At 39.4% G+C, this 20,921-nt stretch carries 26 protein-coding genes and 1 pseudogene; 20 read left to right on the top strand and 7 right to left on the bottom strand.

The window, feature by feature from the left end:
- The first annotated feature begins 157 nt into the window (after positions 1–157).
- The 5 genes from FTU35_RS10570 (at position 158) to FTU35_RS10550 (ending at position 3,036) form a co-directional block, all read left to right on the top strand.
- Positions 158–307: a hypothetical protein gene (locus FTU35_RS10570; protein WP_004973540.1), complete on the top strand. Its 150-nt coding sequence runs from the start codon at positions 158–160 to the stop codon at positions 305–307.
- Between the two features lie 187 nt (positions 308–494).
- The gene (locus FTU35_RS10565; protein WP_131261930.1) at positions 495–1,382 is read left to right on the top strand and encodes a DMT family transporter; all 888 of its coding nucleotides are present in this window, start codon (positions 495–497) and stop codon (positions 1,380–1,382) included.
- A gap of 141 nt (positions 1,383–1,523) precedes the next feature.
- Positions 1,524–1,901, top strand: a complete 378-nt coding sequence (locus tag FTU35_RS10560) for a hypothetical protein (RefSeq protein WP_096902818.1) — start codon at positions 1,524–1,526, stop codon at positions 1,899–1,901.
- Entirely contained in the window at positions 1,891–2,349 is a 459-nt protein-coding gene (locus FTU35_RS10555) for a hypothetical protein (RefSeq protein WP_228274460.1), read from the top strand. Before FTU35_RS10560 ends, FTU35_RS10555 begins: the two co-directional genes overlap by 11 nt.
- A 198-nt stretch (positions 2,350–2,547) precedes the next feature.
- Positions 2,548–3,036, top strand: a complete 489-nt coding sequence (locus tag FTU35_RS10550) for a helix-turn-helix domain-containing protein (protein WP_004973550.1) — start codon at positions 2,548–2,550, stop codon at positions 3,034–3,036.
- Positions 3,037–3,067: 31 nt separating this feature from the next.
- On the opposite strand, the gene FTU35_RS10545 is transcribed toward FTU35_RS10550, so the two are convergent.
- The 4 genes from FTU35_RS10545 to tusD form a co-directional block, all read right to left on the bottom strand.
- Positions 3,068–3,379 (bottom strand): TusE/DsrC/DsvC family sulfur relay protein, encoded by a 312-nt coding sequence (locus FTU35_RS10545; RefSeq protein ID WP_026438386.1) that lies wholly within the window; start codon positions 3,377–3,379, stop codon positions 3,068–3,070.
- A 58-nt stretch (positions 3,380–3,437) separates the two neighbouring features.
- Positions 3,438–3,722, bottom strand: a complete 285-nt coding sequence (locus FTU35_RS10540; protein ID WP_154320741.1) for a DsrH/TusB family sulfur metabolism protein — start codon at positions 3,720–3,722, stop codon at positions 3,438–3,440.
- Between the two features lie 65 nt (positions 3,723–3,787).
- A complete protein-coding gene (locus tag FTU35_RS10535; protein ID WP_004973555.1) occupies positions 3,788–4,138 on the bottom strand; it encodes a hypothetical protein in 351 nt (116 codons plus the stop codon).
- 43 nt (positions 4,139–4,181) lie between these two features.
- On the bottom strand, positions 4,182–4,550 hold the full coding sequence (tusD, locus tag FTU35_RS10530; protein ID WP_154320742.1) for a sulfurtransferase complex subunit TusD: 369 nt from the start codon (positions 4,548–4,550) through the stop codon (positions 4,182–4,184).
- A 61-nt stretch (positions 4,551–4,611) separates the two neighbouring features.
- On the opposite strand from tusD, the gene FTU35_RS10525 reads away from it, so the two are divergent.
- From FTU35_RS10525 to FTU35_RS10505, 5 genes are all read left to right on the top strand, one after another.
- On the top strand, positions 4,612–5,616 hold the full coding sequence (locus tag FTU35_RS10525) for an SDR family NAD(P)-dependent oxidoreductase (protein WP_180064720.1): 1,005 nt from the start codon (positions 4,612–4,614) through the stop codon (positions 5,614–5,616).
- A gap of 173 nt (positions 5,617–5,789) precedes the next feature.
- Entirely contained in the window at positions 5,790–7,184 is a 1,395-nt protein-coding gene (fumC, locus tag FTU35_RS10520) for a class II fumarate hydratase (protein ID WP_104851973.1), read from the top strand.
- Between the two features lie 132 nt (positions 7,185–7,316).
- Positions 7,317–7,505, top strand: a complete 189-nt coding sequence (locus FTU35_RS10515) for a type II toxin-antitoxin system HicA family toxin (RefSeq protein WP_004973562.1) — start codon at positions 7,317–7,319, stop codon at positions 7,503–7,505.
- 2 nt (positions 7,506–7,507) lie between these two features.
- On the top strand, positions 7,508–7,891 hold the full coding sequence (locus tag FTU35_RS10510) for a type II toxin-antitoxin system HicB family antitoxin (RefSeq protein WP_004973564.1): 384 nt from the start codon (positions 7,508–7,510) through the stop codon (positions 7,889–7,891).
- A 375-nt stretch (positions 7,892–8,266) separates the two neighbouring features.
- Positions 8,267–8,758: a hypothetical protein gene (locus FTU35_RS10505; RefSeq protein ID WP_180064719.1), complete on the top strand. Its 492-nt coding sequence runs from the start codon at positions 8,267–8,269 to the stop codon at positions 8,756–8,758.
- A gap of 104 nt (positions 8,759–8,862) precedes the next feature.
- Here FTU35_RS10505 and FTU35_RS10500 read toward each other — a convergent pair whose 3' ends face one another.
- Entirely contained in the window at positions 8,863–9,780 is a 918-nt protein-coding gene (locus tag FTU35_RS10500; protein WP_104851971.1) for a LysR family transcriptional regulator, read from the bottom strand.
- Positions 9,781–9,873: 93 nt separating this feature from the next.
- Here FTU35_RS10500 and FTU35_RS10495 point away from each other — a divergent pair, with 93 nt between their 5' ends.
- The 8 genes from FTU35_RS10495 (at position 9,874) to FTU35_RS10460 (ending at position 15,985) form a co-directional block, all read left to right on the top strand.
- On the top strand, positions 9,874–11,115 hold the full coding sequence (locus tag FTU35_RS10495) for an acyl-CoA dehydrogenase family protein (protein ID WP_004973568.1): 1,242 nt from the start codon (positions 9,874–9,876) through the stop codon (positions 11,113–11,115).
- A gap of 130 nt (positions 11,116–11,245) precedes the next feature.
- Positions 11,246–12,367 carry a phosphotransferase family protein gene (locus FTU35_RS10490; protein WP_179994188.1) on the top strand — a complete coding sequence of 374 codons (1,122 nt, stop codon included), beginning with the start codon at positions 11,246–11,248 and terminating at the stop codon, positions 12,365–12,367.
- On the top strand, positions 12,364–13,062 hold the full coding sequence (locus tag FTU35_RS10485; RefSeq protein WP_004973573.1) for a histidine phosphatase family protein: 699 nt from the start codon (positions 12,364–12,366) through the stop codon (positions 13,060–13,062). Before FTU35_RS10490 ends, FTU35_RS10485 begins: the two co-directional genes overlap by 4 nt.
- Before the next feature lie 10 nt (positions 13,063–13,072).
- Entirely contained in the window at positions 13,073–13,816 is a 744-nt protein-coding gene (locus FTU35_RS10480) for an SDR family oxidoreductase (protein WP_004973576.1), read from the top strand.
- A 162-nt stretch (positions 13,817–13,978) separates the two neighbouring features.
- Complete coding sequence (locus tag FTU35_RS10475) at positions 13,979–14,689, top strand: SGNH/GDSL hydrolase family protein (RefSeq protein ID WP_180064722.1); 711 nt, start codon at positions 13,979–13,981, stop codon at positions 14,687–14,689.
- A gap of 80 nt (positions 14,690–14,769) precedes the next feature.
- On the top strand, positions 14,770–14,913 hold the full coding sequence (locus tag FTU35_RS10470) for a hypothetical protein (protein WP_179988972.1): 144 nt from the start codon (positions 14,770–14,772) through the stop codon (positions 14,911–14,913).
- The gene (locus tag FTU35_RS10465) at positions 14,910–15,362 is read left to right on the top strand and encodes an XRE family transcriptional regulator (RefSeq protein WP_154320746.1); all 453 of its coding nucleotides are present in this window, start codon (positions 14,910–14,912) and stop codon (positions 15,360–15,362) included. Before FTU35_RS10470 ends, FTU35_RS10465 begins: the two co-directional genes overlap by 4 nt.
- Positions 15,363–15,394: 32 nt before the next feature.
- Positions 15,395–15,985: a uracil-DNA glycosylase family protein gene (locus tag FTU35_RS10460; protein WP_104851964.1), complete on the top strand. Its 591-nt coding sequence runs from the start codon at positions 15,395–15,397 to the stop codon at positions 15,983–15,985.
- Positions 15,986–16,062: 77 nt separating this feature from the next.
- Here FTU35_RS10460 and FTU35_RS10455 read toward each other — a convergent pair.
- Positions 16,063–17,585, bottom strand: a pseudogene (locus FTU35_RS10455) (phospholipase D family protein).
- A 237-nt stretch (positions 17,586–17,822) separates the two neighbouring features.
- Here FTU35_RS10455 and FTU35_RS10450 point away from each other — a divergent pair.
- Together FTU35_RS10450 and FTU35_RS10445 are read left to right on the top strand one after the other, a co-directional pair.
- Positions 17,823–18,938 (top strand): S-(hydroxymethyl)glutathione dehydrogenase/class III alcohol dehydrogenase, encoded by a 1,116-nt coding sequence (locus FTU35_RS10450; RefSeq protein WP_004973720.1) that lies wholly within the window; start codon positions 17,823–17,825, stop codon positions 18,936–18,938.
- Between the two features lie 517 nt (positions 18,939–19,455).
- Positions 19,456–20,514: a 3-deoxy-7-phosphoheptulonate synthase gene (locus FTU35_RS10445; protein WP_104851962.1), complete on the top strand. Its 1,059-nt coding sequence runs from the start codon at positions 19,456–19,458 to the stop codon at positions 20,512–20,514.
- A 105-nt stretch (positions 20,515–20,619) separates the two neighbouring features.
- Here FTU35_RS10445 and FTU35_RS10440 read toward each other — a convergent pair.
- A partial coding sequence (locus FTU35_RS10440) for a transposase (RefSeq protein ID WP_306670063.1) occupies positions 20,620–20,921 on the bottom strand: 302 nt, incomplete at its 5' end.

Raw genomic sequence — 20,921 nt, 5'->3', positions numbered from 1 at the left:
AGGTTTAAAACATTAAATAATTTCTTTTTTTATAACAGATTGGCATGTATCTAAAATCAACTGTTATAGTTTTTAATGAATATTTTGTATCTACAGCAATGCTTTAGAATTTTACATAATCTGTATATCCCCATAATCTGGCTAGATTGGAGTCGATATGCAAGAAGATAACTCACGCAAACCACAGAAATATGCCGATAGCAGTATTTCAGACAAAGCATTTAAGCACATGATTATTTGGTTTACCGTGTATGTAGCTTTATTTTGTATCGGCGTGGCTGTTGTGGTGAATTTAGATAAGTTCTAAACAGTTTTTGAATAACAGCACACCTATAATCGCTTCAAGATATGAAAAACATTCATTTGAATTTTAATGAATGTTTTTTTTGTTTATAAAAGAGATCGTAAGCGCATAACTCAAAAGCAATAAAGATCGCAAAAATAACGGAATAGGCGTAAATTATAACTTTATCAGTAAAGCATTTGTGGTTGCAATGATTTCGAGTTGGGTGCTCTTTACCTTAATGGCTGCATTTATGCAGGCATGGCGCAATGCCTTTCAAAAACAACTCAGCACAAGTGTAGATGTTTATGGCGTGACTTTGGCACGTTTTATTTTTGCCTTGCCTTTTGCATTGGCGTATTTAAGCATTTTACAATGGCAGCAGCCTGTTCAAGCCAAACTACATTTTAGTTCGGTGTTTTGGCTGTATATCATTATTGCAGCAGTGTGTCAGATTTTAGCCACGGCTTTAATGGTAAAACTGTTTCAACAAAAAAATTACGCAGTAGGTGTCGGGCTTGCCAAAAGTGAAGCAGTTTTAGCCGCAATTGTAGGCGTGATTTTCTTACAAGAACATTTAAGTGCATTGGCTTGGTTCGGCGTTGCGATAGGCGGTATTGCGGTATTTCTACTCAGTAAAGGCAATCAACGCAGTGATTTTTCATTCACGACTTTAGCCATTGGAATCGGTAGTGGACTCAGCTTCGCGGTGACTTCTTTATTGGTGCGTGAAGCCAGTCTAGAACTCGATTTCTTACCGTTTATTCATCGTGCTGCATGGGTTTTGGTGTGGGTTATTGGCTTACAATGTTTTATCTTATTGGCTTTTTTAGGCATATTTAAACGACATACCTTATATGCCATGTGGCAGCGGGTTGGATTAACTTTTAAAGTGAGCGTCTGCAGTTTTTTAGCATCATTGGGCTGGTTTAATGCCATGAGTATGCAAACTGTGGCGATTGTGAAAACACTCGGACAAATTGAAATATTATTCAGCTTACTTATTTCAGCGTATTTCTTTAAAGAAAAACTTGCTCGTACCGATCATTGGGGATTGGGATTGGTCGTGCTTGCGGCAATGTTGGTTATTTGGGCGTAGCATCATATTTCAAAGCTAAGTAATTTCAAATTCATGTCATATCCGTTGCACTTCATTTGAGCATCTCAGAAATATAAAAATAAAGATTCTCTATCCGTACAATCTCGTTAGAATACTCACAGCTTATCTTAGAGAATTGTCATGTCTAAACCACAGCAAAAGCAAAAAAACTCAGCCTTGGCAGAATTGATAGAAGAACAAAAACTGCTCTGTGAAGAATTTGGTTCAGCCTATATTGCAGTGAGTGGCGATGATGTTGTCGCAGTTGCAGTCCAGACCTTAAATAAAGACCCAATTGTGGGCTTGCGTAAAGCGCCAGAAGGTGAAGAAAAAGTCGCGTGGTACATTTATGGCGGTGAATTGGGTGAAGATGAAGTGAACTTTGAAACCATGCCTGTGCGCGAGTTGCAAGATATTTTGCCTGACGTGCTTCCATATCTGGCTTTAGAACAAGGCTACCGCTTTATGATTGATGCTGATGACTATGAAGATGTCTGGAAAGAAGGCGATGAGTCTTAAGCTTATGCGCATGTCGAACATGGCAAAAATATCGGTGAGCATTATGCTTGGACTGCAAAGTCTGAGCGTAATGGCACAAGGTATTCAAGCGCAGCAGTTGGCACTTGAAGCATCATCGACGCCTATTACAATCCAACACGCAGTCGATGGATTGACCCAAACGCAATATCAATATTTGTTAAATCAATACACGCAAATTGTGAATGACAGCAAAAAAATACTGGATGACCCAGCTAGCCAAGCAACGGCAGAACAACAAAAACAGGCATTTTGTGCACGCTATCACGCCTATAAAAATATTGCTGAAATTTCCGAGTACAATCCAAACTTGTATCCTGCACCTGTGATGTTAATGGTGGCAAGGCGTTATTTAGAACAGCAGCACAACAGTTTCACGGCTTCAGGTATGACTGAACAAGTTTTTTGTGCAGGAGCTATATCTAAATAGTGTGATCTGCCTTATAAGTGAATAGCAAATTTAAAGATTGAAGATGCAGGTGTATAAAGCCCCAAAAACTGGGGATTCCTTTTAAGCAGATTGTGAAGTCATACTTCATTTTTTATCAATTTTCATGCAAAACTAACTTTGCAAAGACTGTAGAATCTTTTAACTTGCAGGTAGTGAACTGAGGGATAGGCGACATAGATGAAATGGGATGAAATTGGCGAGCAGCCTTGTTCGATTGCACGAACCTTGTCGGTGATTGGTGACCGTTGGACGATGCTGATTATTCGTAATGCCTTTATGGGCATGCGTCGCTTTGATGATTTTCAACAACATTTGGGCGTAACGCGGCATGTATTGTCAGATCGTTTAAAGCGTTTGGTGGAACATGAAATTTTAGTCAAAGTGCCTTATGTAGAGCGCCAAGAACGTTTTGAATATAAATTGACAGAGAAGGGCTTGGAGCTTTATCCCTTAATGCTGTCTATGGCAAATTGGGCAGATAAATGGATGGATCAAGGTTTAGGTAAGCCTGTGGAATACATCCATAAAAATTGTGCTAAGACGTTTCAACCTGTCGTAGTATGTTCGGAATGTGGTGAAGAACTGCATGCCAAGCAAGTAAAACCACATTTTACCCCAGTGTATTATCAGTACATCCAAGCACAGCAGAATTTAAAACAAGCCTAAATCAGTGCTGTATTAATCAGCAACAGTTTGTCTATAAGCAGTTGGCTGGTTTAGGAATACCCGCTAAACGACTTAAATGCCGTGCCACCAAACCTGTATTAAATTTTTCCTGCAAAACAGCGTTGTTAATCTCTGGGCTTACAGTTTTCATTAAAAATTTGATTAAAGGACGGGTTGCAGGTGAGTGTCCAAATTGCTGATAAAATTGGCGTACAGCGTGCAAAACTTCAAAATGCCAAGCTGTGAGTTCAAGCTCTAAACTTTGCGCCAATTCTTGCGCCACTTGTTCATTCCAGACAGTGTAATCCAGCAAATGTCCATCTTGATCTAATTCTAGTGTCATCTCTTGTTTCATTCACCCTTAAAAATGCTTTGCATTGGTTTCATATCATTACGGCTTGCTATTTTAAGCTGATACAGCGCTGATGTGTTAAACACAGCGTTGCAAAAGCTGCATAATTAATCGGCTGTACATTTTCCGCCAAATGACCATTCAATATTTCTGCATCATTTTCCAGTACATATATTTTGTCTAGCTGGGCACAGAGTGGATGTTGCTGATGCAATACCGCATCACCCATAAGTACAACGCTGTCTTGCGGAGCATACAAGGCATTTAGCTCTGCTAAAATTGTTGCGGTGCTATCAAAGCTCGCTTGGATTAAATATAAATTTGCGTCAGACATGCTTTTCTCTTTAGATGTTTAGATATGGTCAAATGATCAATCAGATTGTTAAACCACCGATCAACCTACCAATATAAAACCCGATCAAAGGTTTGAATCAGCTCCCGATTCAGTTCCACCCATTCAATTTCATGTACCGTATTTTTGATAAACGGCGAGTTAGCATGTTTATTTTCAATCAAAATTGGGCTGAGGTCATAAAACTCAAAGCTATCGACCAAATTGGATGCCACTTTAAAAGCATGTTTTAGTGAATCAAATGCCAGTTCCGACTGTAATAGGCTTAATGCCGCATCTTGTAATAACACTTTGACTTCACAACCAAAAGTTGCCAGTACCATTGTTGCAGACAAGCTTTCATGCACTTGTAAGCTGTTTAAATTGGCCTGACGTAAAACCACGAGTACAGTTTTCACACAATTTACCTTTTAAATGCAACAGATTTACAAAATGAATCGCTTAAAATTGAATCAGGCGTTCTGTGCTTTGCACTGCATCGGCCAGTTCGCCCAAGCCAACCAATTCAAAGCCTGCGGCTAAATTGTGTTGGCTCAGTTGATGGCGTTTGGCATTGTCTGCATCGCTAATACCACGTGCCAGTGCGGCACTTACACATACGGGTAAACGAATAGACAATTTTTGCCATTCTGTTTTGAGGTTGCGTTGATCATCGGGTACCCATTGCAACTCATTCGCTACAGCAACGCCATCTTGATAAAAAAACACACGAAAAGCCTCATTTTTCTGTTGTAAGGCTTGAGCAAGACCGAGTGCATGCCATGCATGAATAGAGGTTGGTGCGGAGGTTATTAGTAATAAGGTGCTCATCAAAATTCACTAATGCAATGTGCCAAGGCGCATTCAGACTTTATAAAAAAAGGTAGTATAAATGATTTTAGTGACTGGTGGTTTAGGCTTTATAGGCTCACACATTGCATTAAGCCTAATGGCTCAAGGGCAAGAGGTCATTATTGTAGATAATTTATCCAATGCAAGTATGCAGACTTTAGAGCGACTTGAATATATTGCAGGGCGTTATGTGCCTTTTGCCAAACTGGATGTAAGAAATACGCCTGCGCTGAACAAAGTTTTTGAACAATATTCGATTATTGCGGTGGTGCATTGTGCAGGGTTTAAATCTTTAGAAGAATCAGTGCTTAAACCACTGGAATATTATAACGATAACGTCAGTTGTATTATGAGTTTATTGCGTTCCATGCAACGTACAGGTGTGCGTCGTTTAGTGCATCTTTCAAGTATAGCGGTCTATGGCAAGTCAGGATTGAATCTGGAAGAAAGCCAGAGTTTTAATTACACCTATGCCAATCCGTATGTGAAATCTCAGCAGATGGTTGAAGAAATCATCCGCGATACTTTTAGAACCGATAATGAATGGAATATTGCTATTTTGCGCTTGAGTAATATAGCAGGTGCATTTGAACACGGCATTTTAGGTGAAGTCGTTGCTCCGTTACCTAAAAATATTATTCCTTTGGCGATGCAAGTCGCAGTACAGCAGCGTGAAGCGATTGAATTACGTCAGCATGCTAATACTGCAGATCAAACTGTAGAACGTAGCTTTGTGCACGTACTCGATGCCTGTGATGCTGTGATTGCAAGCCTGCATTGGTTATTTGAGCAAACGCATAGCTGTGAAGCTTTTAATATTGCGGGAGAAGTGGTTTCAATTCAACAATTACTTGCACGTATTAGTGAAGTCACTGACACTGAAATTGCTACAGTTCCTGCAATTCATTATGAATATCCTGAGTTAGATCAGTTAGGTGCAGTCGTAGATAAGGCACAACAGTATTTACACTGGCAGCCAAAACGTAGTCTGGAAAAAATGCTAGAGGATGAATGGCGTTTTTATCAAAATACGCTTAAGCATTAAAAGTAAGCGCTATAAAATTCGTTGAGATGCGATTCACGAAGCCTCATAGCTGAAACAGATACAATGCAACGGAATTATTGATAATAATTATCATTTACTAGGCTGTCTGTTTTTTATAAGATCGAGATAAGAGCACATGACATCATTGAAATCACGAAGGAATGAGGCTGAACATGCAAACACGTATTGAACATGACACCATGGGTGAGGTTGAAGTTCCGAATGACGCGCTTTGGGGCGCACAAACTCAGCGCAGCTTACAAAATTTTAAAATCGGCAATGAGCGTTTACCACGCGCCATGATTCGCGCTATGGGTTTGGTTAAAAAAGCTGCGGCAATAACCAATGCAAACTTAGGGCAAATCCCTCAAGAGTTGGCGCAGTACATTGTCGGTGCAGCAGATGAAGTCATTGCAGGGCAGTGGGACAGTCAATTTCCTTTGGTGGTGTGGCAAACAGGTTCGGGTACGCAAAGTAACATGAACTGTAATGAAGTGATTGCCAATATCGCCAATCAAAAACTGGGGAATCCTTTAGGTGCACAAAAGCCTGTACATCCGAATGATCATGTCAACCGCGCCCAATCGACCAATGATTCTTTTCCAACTGCAATTCATGTGGCAGCGAGTTTGCAAATTAATGAACTGCTCATTCCTGCAGTAAAGAGTTTGCGCGATACGTTGCATGCGAAAAGTGAAGAATTTTCTGAAATTGTCAAAATTGGACGTACACATTTACAAGATGCGACACCATTAACTTTAGGGCAGGAATTTAGTGGCTATGTATCGCAGCTAGATCATGGTTTAAAACGTCTAGAACAGGCTTTAACAGGCTTGTATGAGTTGCCATTGGGCGGTACAGCAGTCGGTACAGGCTTAAATGCACATCCTGATTATGCGGTACAGGCAGCGGAGCAATTGGCACAGCTAACAGGCTTAGCATTTGTGACTGCACCAAATAAGTTTGAGGCTTTGGCGGGGCGTGATGCTGCGGTATTTGCTTCAGGTGCATTAAAAACTTTGGCGGTGAGTTTAAATAAAATTGCCAATGATATTCGCTGGTTAGCCAGTGGCCCGCGTTGTGGTTTTGGTGAGTTGCGTATTCCAGAAAATGAACCTGGTTCAAGTATTATGCCGGGTAAGGTTAATCCAACACAAAGCGAAGCGATGACCATGGTAGTTGCACAGGTATTGGGCAATGACACCACGATTAACGTGGCAGGTGCATCGGGCAATTTTGAGCTGAATGTATTTATGCCAGTGATCGCATATAACTTATTGCAATCTATTCAACTCTTGGGTGATGCCTGCAATAGCTTTAATGAGCATTGTGCCGTTGGCATTCAAGCAAACCGTGAAAAAATAGATCACTTTTTGCATGATTCACTCATGTTAGTGACCGCTTTGAATCCTGTAATTGGTTATGAGAATGCAGCGAAGGTGGCTAAAACAGCTTATAAGGAAAATAAAACCTTAAAGCAAGTTGCAGTAGAGCTGAATTTGGTCACAGCAGAGCAGTTTGATGAAGTGGTACGTCCTGAACAAATGATTGCACCGAATACCAAGTAATCAGTTTTAAACAAATTCAAGGTCTGTGTTTGTCTGCACATGATGCGAGGTAGACACAGACTTTGTTTATGAAAATCAGGGAAAATTTTGGGCATCCTTCCTTATTAAAATTATGTTGTGTATAATTACACAATGAACAGCAAAGACATTATTAAGCGTCTTGAGCAGGAAGGCTGGTACAAAGTGGGTGGTAAAGGCGACCATGAAAAGTATAAGCATCCTGAAAAGCCTGGACATGTTGTGGTACCACATCCACGTAAAGATATGCCAATAGGAACTCTACGCAATATATATAAACAGGCTGGTTGGGAGTGGAGGTAAAAATGTTATATCCAGTATATGTTCACAAAGATGAAGATAGCGCATACGGTTTAACCTTTCCTGACTTTGATGGATGCTTTAGCGCAGCAGATGAGATGCAAGATATTCAGCGCATGGCACAGGAAGCGGTTGAAGTTCACTTTGATGGTGAAGATATTCCGTTACCAGAACCATCAAGCCCAGAGCAATGGTTAGGTGATGAGCGATTTGAGGGGGGGTTTTGGTTGTTAGTTGATATTGATACAACAAAAGTAAATACAAAGTCTATTCGTATTAATATCAGCATGCCAGAAGCTTTAGTGAAACGTATTGATGCTGTTGCAAAAAAACAACATTTAAGCCGTTCGGCATTCTTAGCTAAAAGCGCGGAAATGGCGTTGCATTAATCAAGTAAAATATACTAAACCCAGCCTAAATGCTGGGTTTTCTATTGCACCTAATTTGAATGTAGAGGGGTAATTCATCCTAATACGATTTTAAATTTATGTGTTGGTGTAAAGACATAATTTGCATAACGGCAGAATAGGCTGCTACAAGGTGCTATCTAAATGTAATAGTTCAAAACCCGTCATTTAGTCGCATTAACCACTTTTAGATGCTTTCTTTTATGTCCGTTCCTTATTCAACTTACATTGATTAAGCTGCCATAATTGCTAGAATACGCAATACTTCAAAATACTGTTTTGCTAAAGTTTTGCATTTATTTTGCAAAATTTAATTTTTTTATAAGCAACTCAATATCTTAACTACGGAAATTTTCAATGCTCTCAATTTATTTAACAGATGTTCAGCAACACGTGCAATTTAAAGATTACCCGGGTGAGCAGCCTGTTAAATTTATCTTGAATTTTAAAAAGATTTTTCCAAGTGTAATGGAGCTTTTACTACCTGTATTGCCTGAAAATGAAAATCTGGAAGAAATGACGTGGGAATCAACCACTGCAGATTTAGAGTTATTTAAATTGCTGCTCAGTGGGTGGGGCGTGATTGAATTACGTTTAAATGCGCTCAGTCAGTTCAAGGGCAAGGCATTTGCAGATCAGTTAGTGAAACAAGCCCAACAAAAACGTAAAGATTTCGCCAAAGCACAACAACAATTACAAACTGTGGAGCTAGATTACTTATTTATGCATGAAACACATGCCTTAATTGATGCTGAATTGGTAGAAGTAGGTGAAAAGTTCTATTTGCCAATTTTGCGTGATTTATGGAAAGGCAAAGTATCTACAAAAGTATTGGAAGCGAAGTTTTAAGAACAAACCCATATTAAAAAGCTGTCTCGGCGGCTTTTATTTTTTATAGAATCATACAAGACGATTAGCAACCACTTGCAAATTCAAGATTAATTCAAAATAGCCTAAGCAAAGATTTTAGAAATTTCCTCTCTTAAGAAATAATGCCTTGAATTTTCCTGTAAATCTTTATGCCAATACATCCCCATATTAATTACAGGCAAGTCTACAGGCACATCAAAAATATTCAATTTTTGGCTCATATTCAAATGCTTTAAAATCATTTTAGGAATAGTTAGTATGGCTTGAGGATGCTGCTGTAAAATCTGTAACGCCGTAGAATAGTGCTGACAACGTAAAAAAACCTGCCGTGATAATTGCTTTTGATGCAAATAAATGTCTTCTAGCAACATACCAGTACGCCGTGATGAAACCCCAATATGTGCAGAAGATAAATAAAGTGCAGTATTCATTTCTTGTTGTGAACTACAGACCACAAATTGGTCTTGAACTAAGGATTGAAACTGAATTTTATCGCCAAAGTTTTGTTCTAAATCAATTACAAAATCAATTTGTTGTGTTGCTAAATCTGCCAAAACCGTTTTGCGGTCTAATTTGTGGCTCAGAAATTGAATATCCAAGTTCAACTTTTGAAAATGCGCCACCAATTTAGGAAAAATAATCGGTTCAATTTCATCATGGATAGCAATTTTGAGCGATTGCAACATATTCGGCTCAAATTGCTGTTTCTGTATTGCAATACTTTGAATCGCCAACAAGGCATTTTTAATAGTCGGATAAATTTGCTCGGCAAAAGGCGTAGGCAGCATTTTATTGCCACTTCGCACCAGTAAATCATCTTGTAAATGTTGTCTTAAACGCTGCAAAGCATGACTGGCGGCAGATTGGCTAATACACAAAATTTGTGCAGCTTTGGAAATACTGCGCTGCTCATAAATTGCAACAAACATCGGGTATAAATTGATGTCTAAACGATGAAAAACGGTAAGATCAACTTTTGCATTGTTATGAACATGATTCATAGTGTTTTATTGAATTAAATCATTTTGTTCATATTACTTTTCAAGTTAAGGTGTTGTAAAGCAATGAATACAATATTTTAAGGGATTTGAACCATGTTTGAGCTATCTGCACGCGCCAAAGACTATATAGAACGTACCAAAGCCTTTATTGCCAAAGAAATTGAGCCGATTGAAGCTGAATTCTGGGCAGAAGTTCACGAATTAAATCAGGGTGGTGACTGGACTAAATGGCAATGGCCAGCACAATTAGAACAATTAAAAGCCAAAGCCAAAGCTGCAGGTTTATGGAATATGTTTTTACCTTGTCCAGAATTAGGACAAGGTTTGTCGGTACAAGAATATGCACACATTGCAGAGTTGAGTGGACGCAGTTTGATTGCGCCAACCGTATTTAACTGTAATGCACCCGACAGCGGCAACATGGAAGTTTTATGGCGCTATGGTTCTGAAGCACAAAAGGCAGAATGGCTGACACCGCTGCTTGAAGGTAAAATTCGTTCTGTGTTTTGTATGACTGAACCTGCAGTGGCTTCCAGTGATGCGACCAATATGCAGGCAACAGCAGTCGTAGACGGCGATGAAATTGTCTTGAATGGTCGTAAATGGTGGTCTTCAGGTTTGGGCGATCCAAATGCCAAAATTATTATTTTTATGGCGCATACACCCGATGAAACCAAAGACCGTCATCATCAACACTCTATGGTTTTAGTCCCTGTGGATACTGCGGGCGTTAAAATTCAACGCATGTTACCTGTATTTGGTGATTACGACGCGCCACACGGTCATGGCGAAGTCAGTTTTGATAACGTGCGTGTGCCTGTTGCCAACTTTATTGGCGGTGCAGGACAAGGTTTTGAAATTGCACAAGGTCGTTTAGGTCCGGGGCGTATTCACCATTGTATGCGTTGTATTGGTGCAGCCGAAAAATCTTTGGAGTTGATGATTGACCGTGGCATGAGTCGTACCGCATTTGGCAAGGAAATTCTGAAACTCGGTGGCAATTTGGAGCGTGTAGCGGAAGCACGTGTGGCGATTGACCAAGCACGTTTATTAACTCTCTATGCAGCCTATAAAATGGATACTTTAGGCAATATGGCAGCACTTACCGAAATTTCTGCCATTAAAGTGGTTGCACCAAGTGTCTTGGAAAAAGTAGTTGATATGGCGATGCAGATTCATGGTGGTGCAGGCGTATCTAGAGATACACCGTTGACAGGTTTCTTTGCCCAAGCGCGTAGTTTACGTCTTGCCGATGGACCAGACGAAGTACACAAAGGCATGATTGCCAAACTTGAGTTGGCTAAACGTGGTTATCGTAGCAGCCGCAAAAAATAAGTCAGTTGCGAATTTTTTATTGTGTCGCTTGGTAGTGTATTCGGCAATATTTCTGATATTGCCGAAACATCTCAAGAGAACACAGAAAATCTATGTTAGATTAAAAAAATTGGAAAATTAGGGAAAAATAATGTCAGTTATTGATGTAGGCGGCACAGTACGCGAAGGCGAAGAACTCGATATTCAGGCAGTGACAGCATGGTTAAAACAACAAAATGTCGATGTCGTAGAACCTGTAGAAGTCACACAATATTCAGGCGGTGCATCGAACTGGACATATCGCCTTAAGTACAGCAATGCTGATTTAATTTTGCGTCGTCCGCCCAAAGGTACTAAAGCTAAATCTGCACATGACATGGCGCGTGAATATCATGTGCAAAAGAATTTAGCCCCGTTTTATCCTGTGTTACCTGAAATGGTGGCGTTGTGTCAGGATGAAGCTGTAATTGGCTGCGATTTTTACGTGATGCAACGTATTGAAGGCATTATCCCACGTGCAAAATTGCCACCAGAGCTTGATTTTAGCGAAACTCAAGTACATGAACTTTGTGTAAATGTCATTGATAAACTGATTGAGCTGCATCAAGTACCTTATGCAGGAACTGAGCTAGAAAAATTAGGGAAAGGTGATGGTTATTGCCGACGTCAGGTAGAAGGTTGGGATGCACGCTATGCCAAAGCACATACCATCAACGTGCCATCTTTTAAATATGTGCGTAAATGGTTGTTAGACCATATTCCTGTAGATTCAAAAACCTGCATTATTCATAACGACTGGCGTTTTGATAATGTGATTTTAGACCCGAAACATCCGACTCAAGTGATTGGCGTTTTGGACTGGGAAATGGCAACACTGGGCGATCCACTCATGGATTTAGGCTCGGCTTTGGCATATTGGGTTGAAGATACCGATAATCAAATTTTTAAAGCCACCCGTCGTCAACCAACGCACTTAAAAGGCATGTTCACACGTCAGCAAGTGGTGGACTATTATTTGCAAAAAACAGGCTTGAGCACCGATAACTGGACATTCTATGAAGTGTTTGGAATTTTCCGTTTAGCGGTGATCGCCCAGCAAATTTATTATCGTTATTTCCACAAGCAAACCAATAATCCTGCATTTAAGGATTTCTGGATTGTCATTCATGCTTTGCATATTCGTGCCTTAAAGTTAATTGGTTTACAAAAACTGGAAGCAAATGAACTAGCACAAAAATATATCGCCAAATTTAAGGAATTGATGCCGAAATGACCACCATTTATTTAATTCGTCATGGGCAAGCATCTTTTGGGGCAGAAAGTTATGATCAACTTTCGCCTAATGGTGAGTTACAAGCCAAATTGCTCGGACGTTATTTTGATCGCATTTTAAAAGAAGCACCCTATGTGGTGGCTGGTTCAATGCAGCGCCATCAGCAAACTGCACAACTGGCTTTGGCAGAATGTTTTCCTGAGGTCGAAATTCATACCGACAGTGCATGGAACGAGTTTAATCATCAACAGGTTTTCGCGCAGTATGAACCGCGTTTTAATCAACCTGAATTGATGAAAGAAGATGTCGCCAAAGAGGTCAATCCTCGTGCATATTTGGCAAAAATTTTTGAAGGTGCGATAGAACGCTGGACGGGCGGTGAATATCACCATGAATATGAAGAATCTTGGCCGCATTTTAAACAGCGTGTCGAAGATGCATTGCAGCATTTATGTGATGACTTAGCCCAAAAACAACCACGATATGCTGTGGTATTTACTTCTGGTGGTGTGATTTCTGTGGCTGCAGGTAAAATTTTAGGCTTAACGCCCAATAAAACCTTTGCATTGAACTGGGCAATTACTAACTCAAGTATCACCACTTTACGTTTGGTCGGCAGTGAACCACAACTGTTAAGCTTGAATGAACATCATTTTATTAAAGCTGAAAACTCAAATTTATTGACTTGGATTTAAGGATCAAACCATGACAAAAACAATTCTAATTACAGGTGCAAGTTCAGGTATTGGTGCGGGTATGGCACGTGAATTTGCTCAAATGGGTTATAACCTTGCAATTTGCGCCCGACGTTTAGAGCGTTTGGAAACGCTGAAACAAGAACTGGAAAGCCAGTTTGGTATTCGTGTTATTGCAAAAACGCTGGATGTCACCAATTATGATCAGGTGTTTCAGGTGTTTCGTGAATTTAAACAAGATTTTGGACAAATTGACCGCATTATTGTCAATGCAGGCGTGGGCGAAGGACGTCGCATTGGTAAAGGTAATTTTGCCATCAACAAAGCCACAGTAGAAACCAACTTTATTTCAGCTTTGGCGCAGTGTGAAGCCGCGGTTGAAATTTTCCGTGAGCAAAACTCAGGGCATTTGGTGATGATTTCATCTATGAGTGCCATTCGTGGTATGCCAAAACATCTTACTGCTTACGGTGCAAGTAAAGCTGCAGTAGCACATTTAGCAGAAGGAATTCGTGCAGAATTAATTGATACACCTATTCAAGTTACGACTATTTTCCCTGGTTATATTCGTACCGAAATCAACGAAGGTGCAAAAAAACTACCTTTTGAAGTTGATGAAAAAACAGGTTCACGCTTACTTGCTGCAGAAATTGAAAAAGCGCCAATTAAAGCCTATGTACCTAAATGGCCATGGTTGCCATTGGGCTTAGCTATGAAAGTTTTACCATTAAAATTGGTCAATAAACTCGGCTAAATAGCAGCGATATCATAGTATTTGAATAGCATCCTGAAATTTAAAGCTGATGATGAATGCAATCACTTTAAATGACACGATGCTATTTTTATATTTGAGTCTCTACTTTTGTTTGGGTTTAAAATTTGTATTTTCGGTTTTCGTATTTAAGAGTGAAATGTGATGTGGCTTAGAACAGCAACCCTTGCCTTAATTCCCGCTTTGGTGATTCAGGGAAGTCGTGTTAAAAAGAACAAGATCCGATTGCCTGAAGCCGAAGGCGCACGAGAAGGTATTACAGGGGAAGGGCAAACGCTGTCATTATTGATTTTAGGCGATTCTGCCGCTGCAGGCGTTGGGGTAGCACATCAAAATGATGCGCTTTTAGGTGCGGTGATTTCTGCTTTGCAGCATCAGTACCAAGTACATTGGCGTTTAGAGGCGCAGTCTGGAGATACTACCTCACAAGTCATTCAAAAAACGAAAAAACTGGTAAATCAAAAATATGATGTTGTGGTTACTTCTGTTGGTGTCAACGATGTAACACGCTTAATGTCGGCACAGACTTGGATTAAACAACAGCAACATTTTTATCAACTTATTCAAGCGAAATTCCAACCTGAATTAATCATTGCTACGGGGGTTCCACCAATGCATTTATTTCCCGCATTGCCCAATCCATTATCTTGGCTATTTGGACAATACGCAAAACAAATGAACTTACAATTAGAAAAAATGATTGCACAACAAGAAGATATGCAGTGGATTGAATATGATATTCGAAAATATCAATCCATGAATTTAGAAATGGCAAAAGATAGTTTTCATCCAAGTAAAGAAATTTACCAGATTTGGGGGAAAGAAGTCTCGGATAGGATTTTGGAGTGGTTTTAGGTAAATTAACTTAAATAATGGTATAGTGTTAACAATCGTCAACATTAAATTATAATTAAATCATCAAGCAGAATGAAAATATGAAGAAACATCCCAATAAACATATTCGCGAAGCAATTGAATATGCGATTGAAAACGGCTGGGATGTTATCGATTCAGGTAAATCAGCACATGCAAAACAAATCTTGCGTAAAGTAAAGCAATGTCATGGAGATGAACTATGAATAACTATCACTTTACTGTTGTGGTACGTGACGCACGTTCTGATCTGTCTGTGCTAGAAGATAAGTTCTTTGAAGCGGGTTGTGATGATGCATTAGTTTGCAGTTATAACGATACAATTTATCTTGAGTTTGACCGTGAAGCTGAAAATGCAGAACAAGCGATTCACTCAGCATTAGACAATATTCGCTCATTAGGATTTCATGATCTGATAGTAGAAGAGCAAGGTTATTCAACTTTGGCAGTAATGGCTGAACGTGCTGGAATGACTCGTCAAGCATTATCTTTATATGCGCAAAATAAACGTGGTGACGGAAACTTTCCACGTCCGATGTATGGACTTGCATCTAGATCTGCAATGTATTTTTGGCCAGAAGTTGCGACATGGTTATTCAATCAAGGGAAGTTACATAAAAATCATTATGAAGTTGCTCGTACTGCAATGTCTTAGCTTAATTTAAAGACCAAAGGTTCAATCTATAAATGTCTGATTCTAAAATAGAAACCCATCCACTCGAACCCTTTTTACCAGCCAATGCCAAGCTGTTAATGCTTGGGAGTTTTCCACCACCTAAAAGCCGTTGGAAAATGGATTTTTATTATCCGAATTATCAAAATGATATGTGGCGAATTTTGGGCTTATGCTTTTTTCAAGATAAAAACTACTTTTTAGATTTAGAAGCTAAAAATTTTCATCTTCATAAAATTATTGATTTTTTAAACACCACTGGCATTGCTATTTCAGATACGGCGCAGCAGGTGATTCGCTTAAAAGGCAATGCATCAGACAAATTTTTACAGATTGAAAAACCAATGGATATTGCAGCACTTTTAAGCAAGATACCTTTATGTCAAAGCATTATGACCACAGGCGATAAAGCGACTGATACACTCATGTTATCTATGCCTGAATCTGCCGAAAAACCTCAAATTGGGCAGGCGACACATTGCTATTTTGCCAAGCGTGAGCTGCATTTATATCGGATGCCTTCATCTTCACGAGCCTATCCTTTAGCTTTAGAGAAAAAGGCAGAAGCGTATTTTAACTTATTTAAAGAAATAGGCTTACTATAAGTAACTTTAAATAATTGTAGACAGTGATGGCAGAGAAAGGAAAATACGCTTCCATAATTAATGTCTATCTATTGTCATTACATCATCCATTCAATAGGGAATAATGAAACTGTTTTCATCATAAAACGCTGAAACTGTGTGGTTTCAGGATCATGATGATACGTTTGAATACTGCCATCTGCCTGATGATCTAACCAAATAATTTGACCGTTTTCGTCTAATTGCAGTTCATACGCAATTTGTGGCAAATAGCGGTCTAAAGATTGAGAAACATCGTTTTGCAATTGTTCAGACTCTAACACCAAGCCACTTCGGTATTTAATTTTGCAGAACGAGGATCAAGGTTAAAAGAACCTACAAAGACCATGCCATCTATATCAAAGAATTTGGCATGTAAACTCGAGGCGTTTTTGCCTTTGGCAGGAATTACGTTACCCGTTGCAACTTCATACCAAGTACGCTTTTTTCGTTCAATATAAGGCTTAAATTCATATAAACGAATACCTGATTTAAGTAAATCTACGCGATACTGCTGATAAAATGCATGTACCAAAGGCACATCATTGGCTAAAAATGAATTGGTCAATACACGTATCTGTATTCCTTTTTCAGCCAGTTGAGTGAGTGTTTTAAGACCATCTTCTGTTGGGACAAAATAGGCAGAAACCAGTTCTAAATGTTGTTTGGGCTCACCCATTAACTTTAACATTTGTTTGTAAATCAGTTGCTCGCCTTGAGTTGTACCCCGAATTTTATTCGGAGAATCTGCCACAAAATGCGCACATACCCACTGTACAGGATGTTGTTCTAATTTGATGCTGACTTCTTCTTGCGCGTTAGCCACACGTTCACGAATTTTATCTTTATATTTGGCATTTAATTCATAGCGATTACGCAATTCTCTCAATTGCAACGCGTTGCCTGTGCCTAATAATTGCTTTACTGAATAGCTTAGTTCGTCATTCCAAAACTCTAAAAACACGGCATTGGCTTGGGGGACAGCACTGCCATAGAATAGAATATCCATATCAGTAAATTGAAAATTTTCACTGGCATCAAAATATTCACGGCTAATATTACGCCCACCTGTCACGGCAATCGCCCCATCGGCAATAATTAGTTTATTGTGCATACGGCGATTGATTTGTTTAAAACGAAACAAATAATCCATCACACGAAAATGCCGATATTTGTACGGATTGAAAATTTTTATTTCAAAATTAGGATGCTGAGCAAGCCGTTTTAAGGTTGGATCAAGTTGCGTACCATTTTGATCATCAATTAATAAACGAACTTTTACACCACGATCTGCTGCTTTGAGCAGTTCAGCCAACATCAACTGACCAATTAAATCATCTTCCCAAATGCAATATTGTAAATCTAAATGGTGCTGTGCTTTTTGAATCAAATATAAACGCGAGGCGATGCTACTAAAGGCATCATTTAGAGAAAGATACGCTGTTAAATTTTGGGATAAATGTGCATCAATTTCCTGACCATTCAGCCAATGATCTACATAATGCTCAACAGGGCTATCTTTGCTCGCTTGATTCATCGGTAAACTGCATCCTGTCAGTAAAATAGCGAAAAAAGCCAACATTCCAAGCCAGTAACAAGGTCTTTGGATCTTCATGATTATTCTTAAGTCATTCTGTATTTATACATGGAGATTATCCTCATGTTAATGCTTGAAACTCTGAATAGAAAGAGGGTATTGTGAGAGTCTGTTGATATTTTATAAATAGCTTGCGAGATATCTCTCTCACATCGCAAACATAGACGAATTGTCAGCAGCCCCTTATCATCTGTTAATGTATTTTTTAGGGATAATTTGCTCATGAAATCACGTGCAGCCGTCGCATTCGGCCCAGGTCAGCCGCTTGAAATTGTTGAAATTGATGTTGCACCGCCGCAGGCTGGAGAAGTCTTGGTCAAAATTACCCACACAGGGGTATGCCATACCGATGCATTTACCTTATCGGGTGAAGATCCTGAAGGTGTTTTCCCTGCAGTTCTTGGCCATGAAGGTGCAGGTATTGTGGTTGAAGTTGGTGAGGGTGTGACCAGTGTTCAACCAGGCGATCATGTGATTCCGCTTTACACAGCAGAATGTGGCGAATGTTTATTCTGTAAATCTGGTAAAACCAACCTATGCGTTTCCGTACGTGCGACACAAGGTAAAGGTTTAATGCCTGATGGCACGACACGTTTTTCTTATAATGGACAACCGATTTATCACTACATGGGCTGTTCAACCTTTAGTGAATATACGGTAGTTGCTGAAGTATCTTTAGCAAAAATTAATCCTGAAGCCAATCATGAGCAAGTTTGCTTATTAGGTTGCGGTGTTACAACTGGTTTAGGTGCAGTTAAAAATACTGCAAAAGTCCAAGAAGGCGATACCGTTGCGGTATTTGGCTTAGGTGGTATTGGTTTAGCAGTTGTGCAAGGTGCGCATAAAGCCAAAGCCAGCCGTATTATCGCCATTGATACCAACCCAGAGAAATTCAAATTGGCAGAACAATTTGGTGCAACCGAATTCTTAAATCCAAAAGATTATGACCGCCCAATTCAGGAAGTCATTGTGGAAAAAACAGGTTGGGGTGTAGATCATTCTTTTGAATGTATTGGAAATACCAATGTGATGCGTTCCGCTTTGGAATGTGCGCATCGTGGTTGGGGACAATCCATTATTATTGGTGTTGCAGGTGCAGGTCAGGAAATTTCAACTCGTCCATTCCAATTGGTGACAGGTCGTACTTGGAAAGGAACTGCGTTTGGTGGTGTAAAAGGTCGTTCGCAATTGCCAGGCATGGTTGAAGAAGCCATGAAGGGTGATATTCAACTCGAACCATTTGTAACGCACACCATGGGGCTAGACCAAATTAATGAAGCCTTTGATTTAATGCATGAGGGTAAATCTATTCGTAGTGTGATTCATTTTGATCAATGATGAGTAACGCGCTTAAATAAAGACCCAACAAAAACCAAGCTTCGGCTTGGTTTTTTTAACCCCTGGATTCGCTAAAACAGCAGCTTAATTTTAATAAATACATCCAATAAAAATTATTTTACAAAAAGGATTGCCAAACGGAACAATACAGCGTATTTTAATTTTAACAGCTCATTTTTTGATGAAAACAAGATGTTAAAGCAACCTTTAATCGCAAACGCTTACTATTACTTTTGGCAGTTTCAATGATTGCCTGAGTCGCATTCGGGCAAAAGGTTGCCCACCAGTTGATACCTGATCGGCAACCCTGATCAGGTTTTTTTATGTCTGGTGTTTTGAATTTTATAGGTTTTTCGGAGATTTAATCATGTACAACGTTAATTATTCATACTTTAGCAACTTTTATTGGTTTTACTTTAGTCAATCTATGACTCAAACCTTGCAATCCATTAGACCCATAACGCTGAAATAAATGATCGGACTGTAAAAAAGAGAAACAGTCCAAAGGAACAGACCAATGAATGCTTTAAATACTGCTTTACAACAACAGACCAACAATACTGAAATTAGTTTAAGTTTACCGCATCAACTCAAAGCGCAACTCCCACTTTCATCTGCGCTAAAACAACAAATCGCACAACATCGACAGATTATTCAGAACATTTTAGCGGGCACAGACCCTCGCTTATTGGTCATTACAGGACCTTGTTCAATTCATGATCCGCAAGCAGCACTCGAATACGCAGAAAAATTAAAACAATTACAAAGCCAAGTTTCAGATCAAATTTTCTTGGTGATGCGCGCCTATATCGAAAAGCCACGTACTACGGTAGGCTGGAAAGGCTTTTTGTATGACCCAGACTTAGATGGCTCTGCAAACATGCAATTAGGCTTAGAAAAATCACGTGAACTGTATCTACAAATTATAGAAATGGGTTTACCAATTGCTTCTGAAATTTTAAGCCCAATGGCAACGGGATATTTTGATGATGTACTGGCTTGGGGTGCAATTGGCGCACGTACCAGTGAATCACAAATTCACCGTGAAATTTCTAGCGCCATGCCGTATAGCATTGGTTTCAAAAACGGAACTGATGGCTCAATTCAAATTGCATTAGATGCAATTCAATCGGCAAGTCATCCACATCAATTCATGGGAATGAGCCAGTCGGGTTTACCTGCTATTTTGTCATCACAAGGTAATCCACACGCGCATTTAATTTTACGTGGCGCAAATTCAGGGCCAAATTATCAATTGGCAGAAATTGAGAAAATTCAGCACAAAGCCAAAGGGCAGTTGCCTGCATTGATTATTGACTGTAGTCACGGTAACAGCCATAAAGACCCACAACAACAACCGCAAGTCTTGCGTACCATTGTGGCAGAACGTGAACAGACGCAAGTCCGTGGCATCATGTTAGAAAGTCATTTGGTGGATGGAAATCAAAAGATTTCTTGCGAGATGACTTATGGTCAATCTGTTACCGATGGCTGCTTGGGTTGGGATAAGACTGAACAACTGCTTATTGAGGTCGCTGAAAGCTTAAATCGTCAGGTTTTGGCTAAAACTGCATAAAAAATAAAACTCCAGAAACCCAAAAAACCTGAAATTTCAGGTTTTTTGGGTGGGAGAGTATTTAAAAATCAACTCTTCTTAGATTAGTTTTTAAAATAACCCCAGTTACGGATAAGCCAAAGATTTAATCACATGAATTTTAGGCTTATTCTTTTGGCAAAGTTGATACGCACATAGTGAAGAAAATACGCTTGCTAAAAAACCAGCAATCGAACGATGTTTACTCGTAACTAAGTGATATTTTTCTTTCAATAATCCTATCAATGTTTCAATTTTTTTACGTTGTCGTAGATGAAATTCATCAGAAAATGGCAATAAGGTCACTCTCATATTTTTTCTTGGATAAGTAATTAAATCAATGCCTTGCTCTTTAAGTGTTTCTTTCAATGGTTGGCTAATGTAGCCTC

It is taken from the genome of Acinetobacter sp. YH12095, assembly GCF_013419245.1.
Classification (GTDB): Bacteria; Pseudomonadota; Gammaproteobacteria; order Pseudomonadales; family Moraxellaceae; genus Acinetobacter; species Acinetobacter towneri.
Note: the sequence above shows the minus strand (reverse complement) of the source record. Positions and strands in the feature narration are given on the sequence as shown.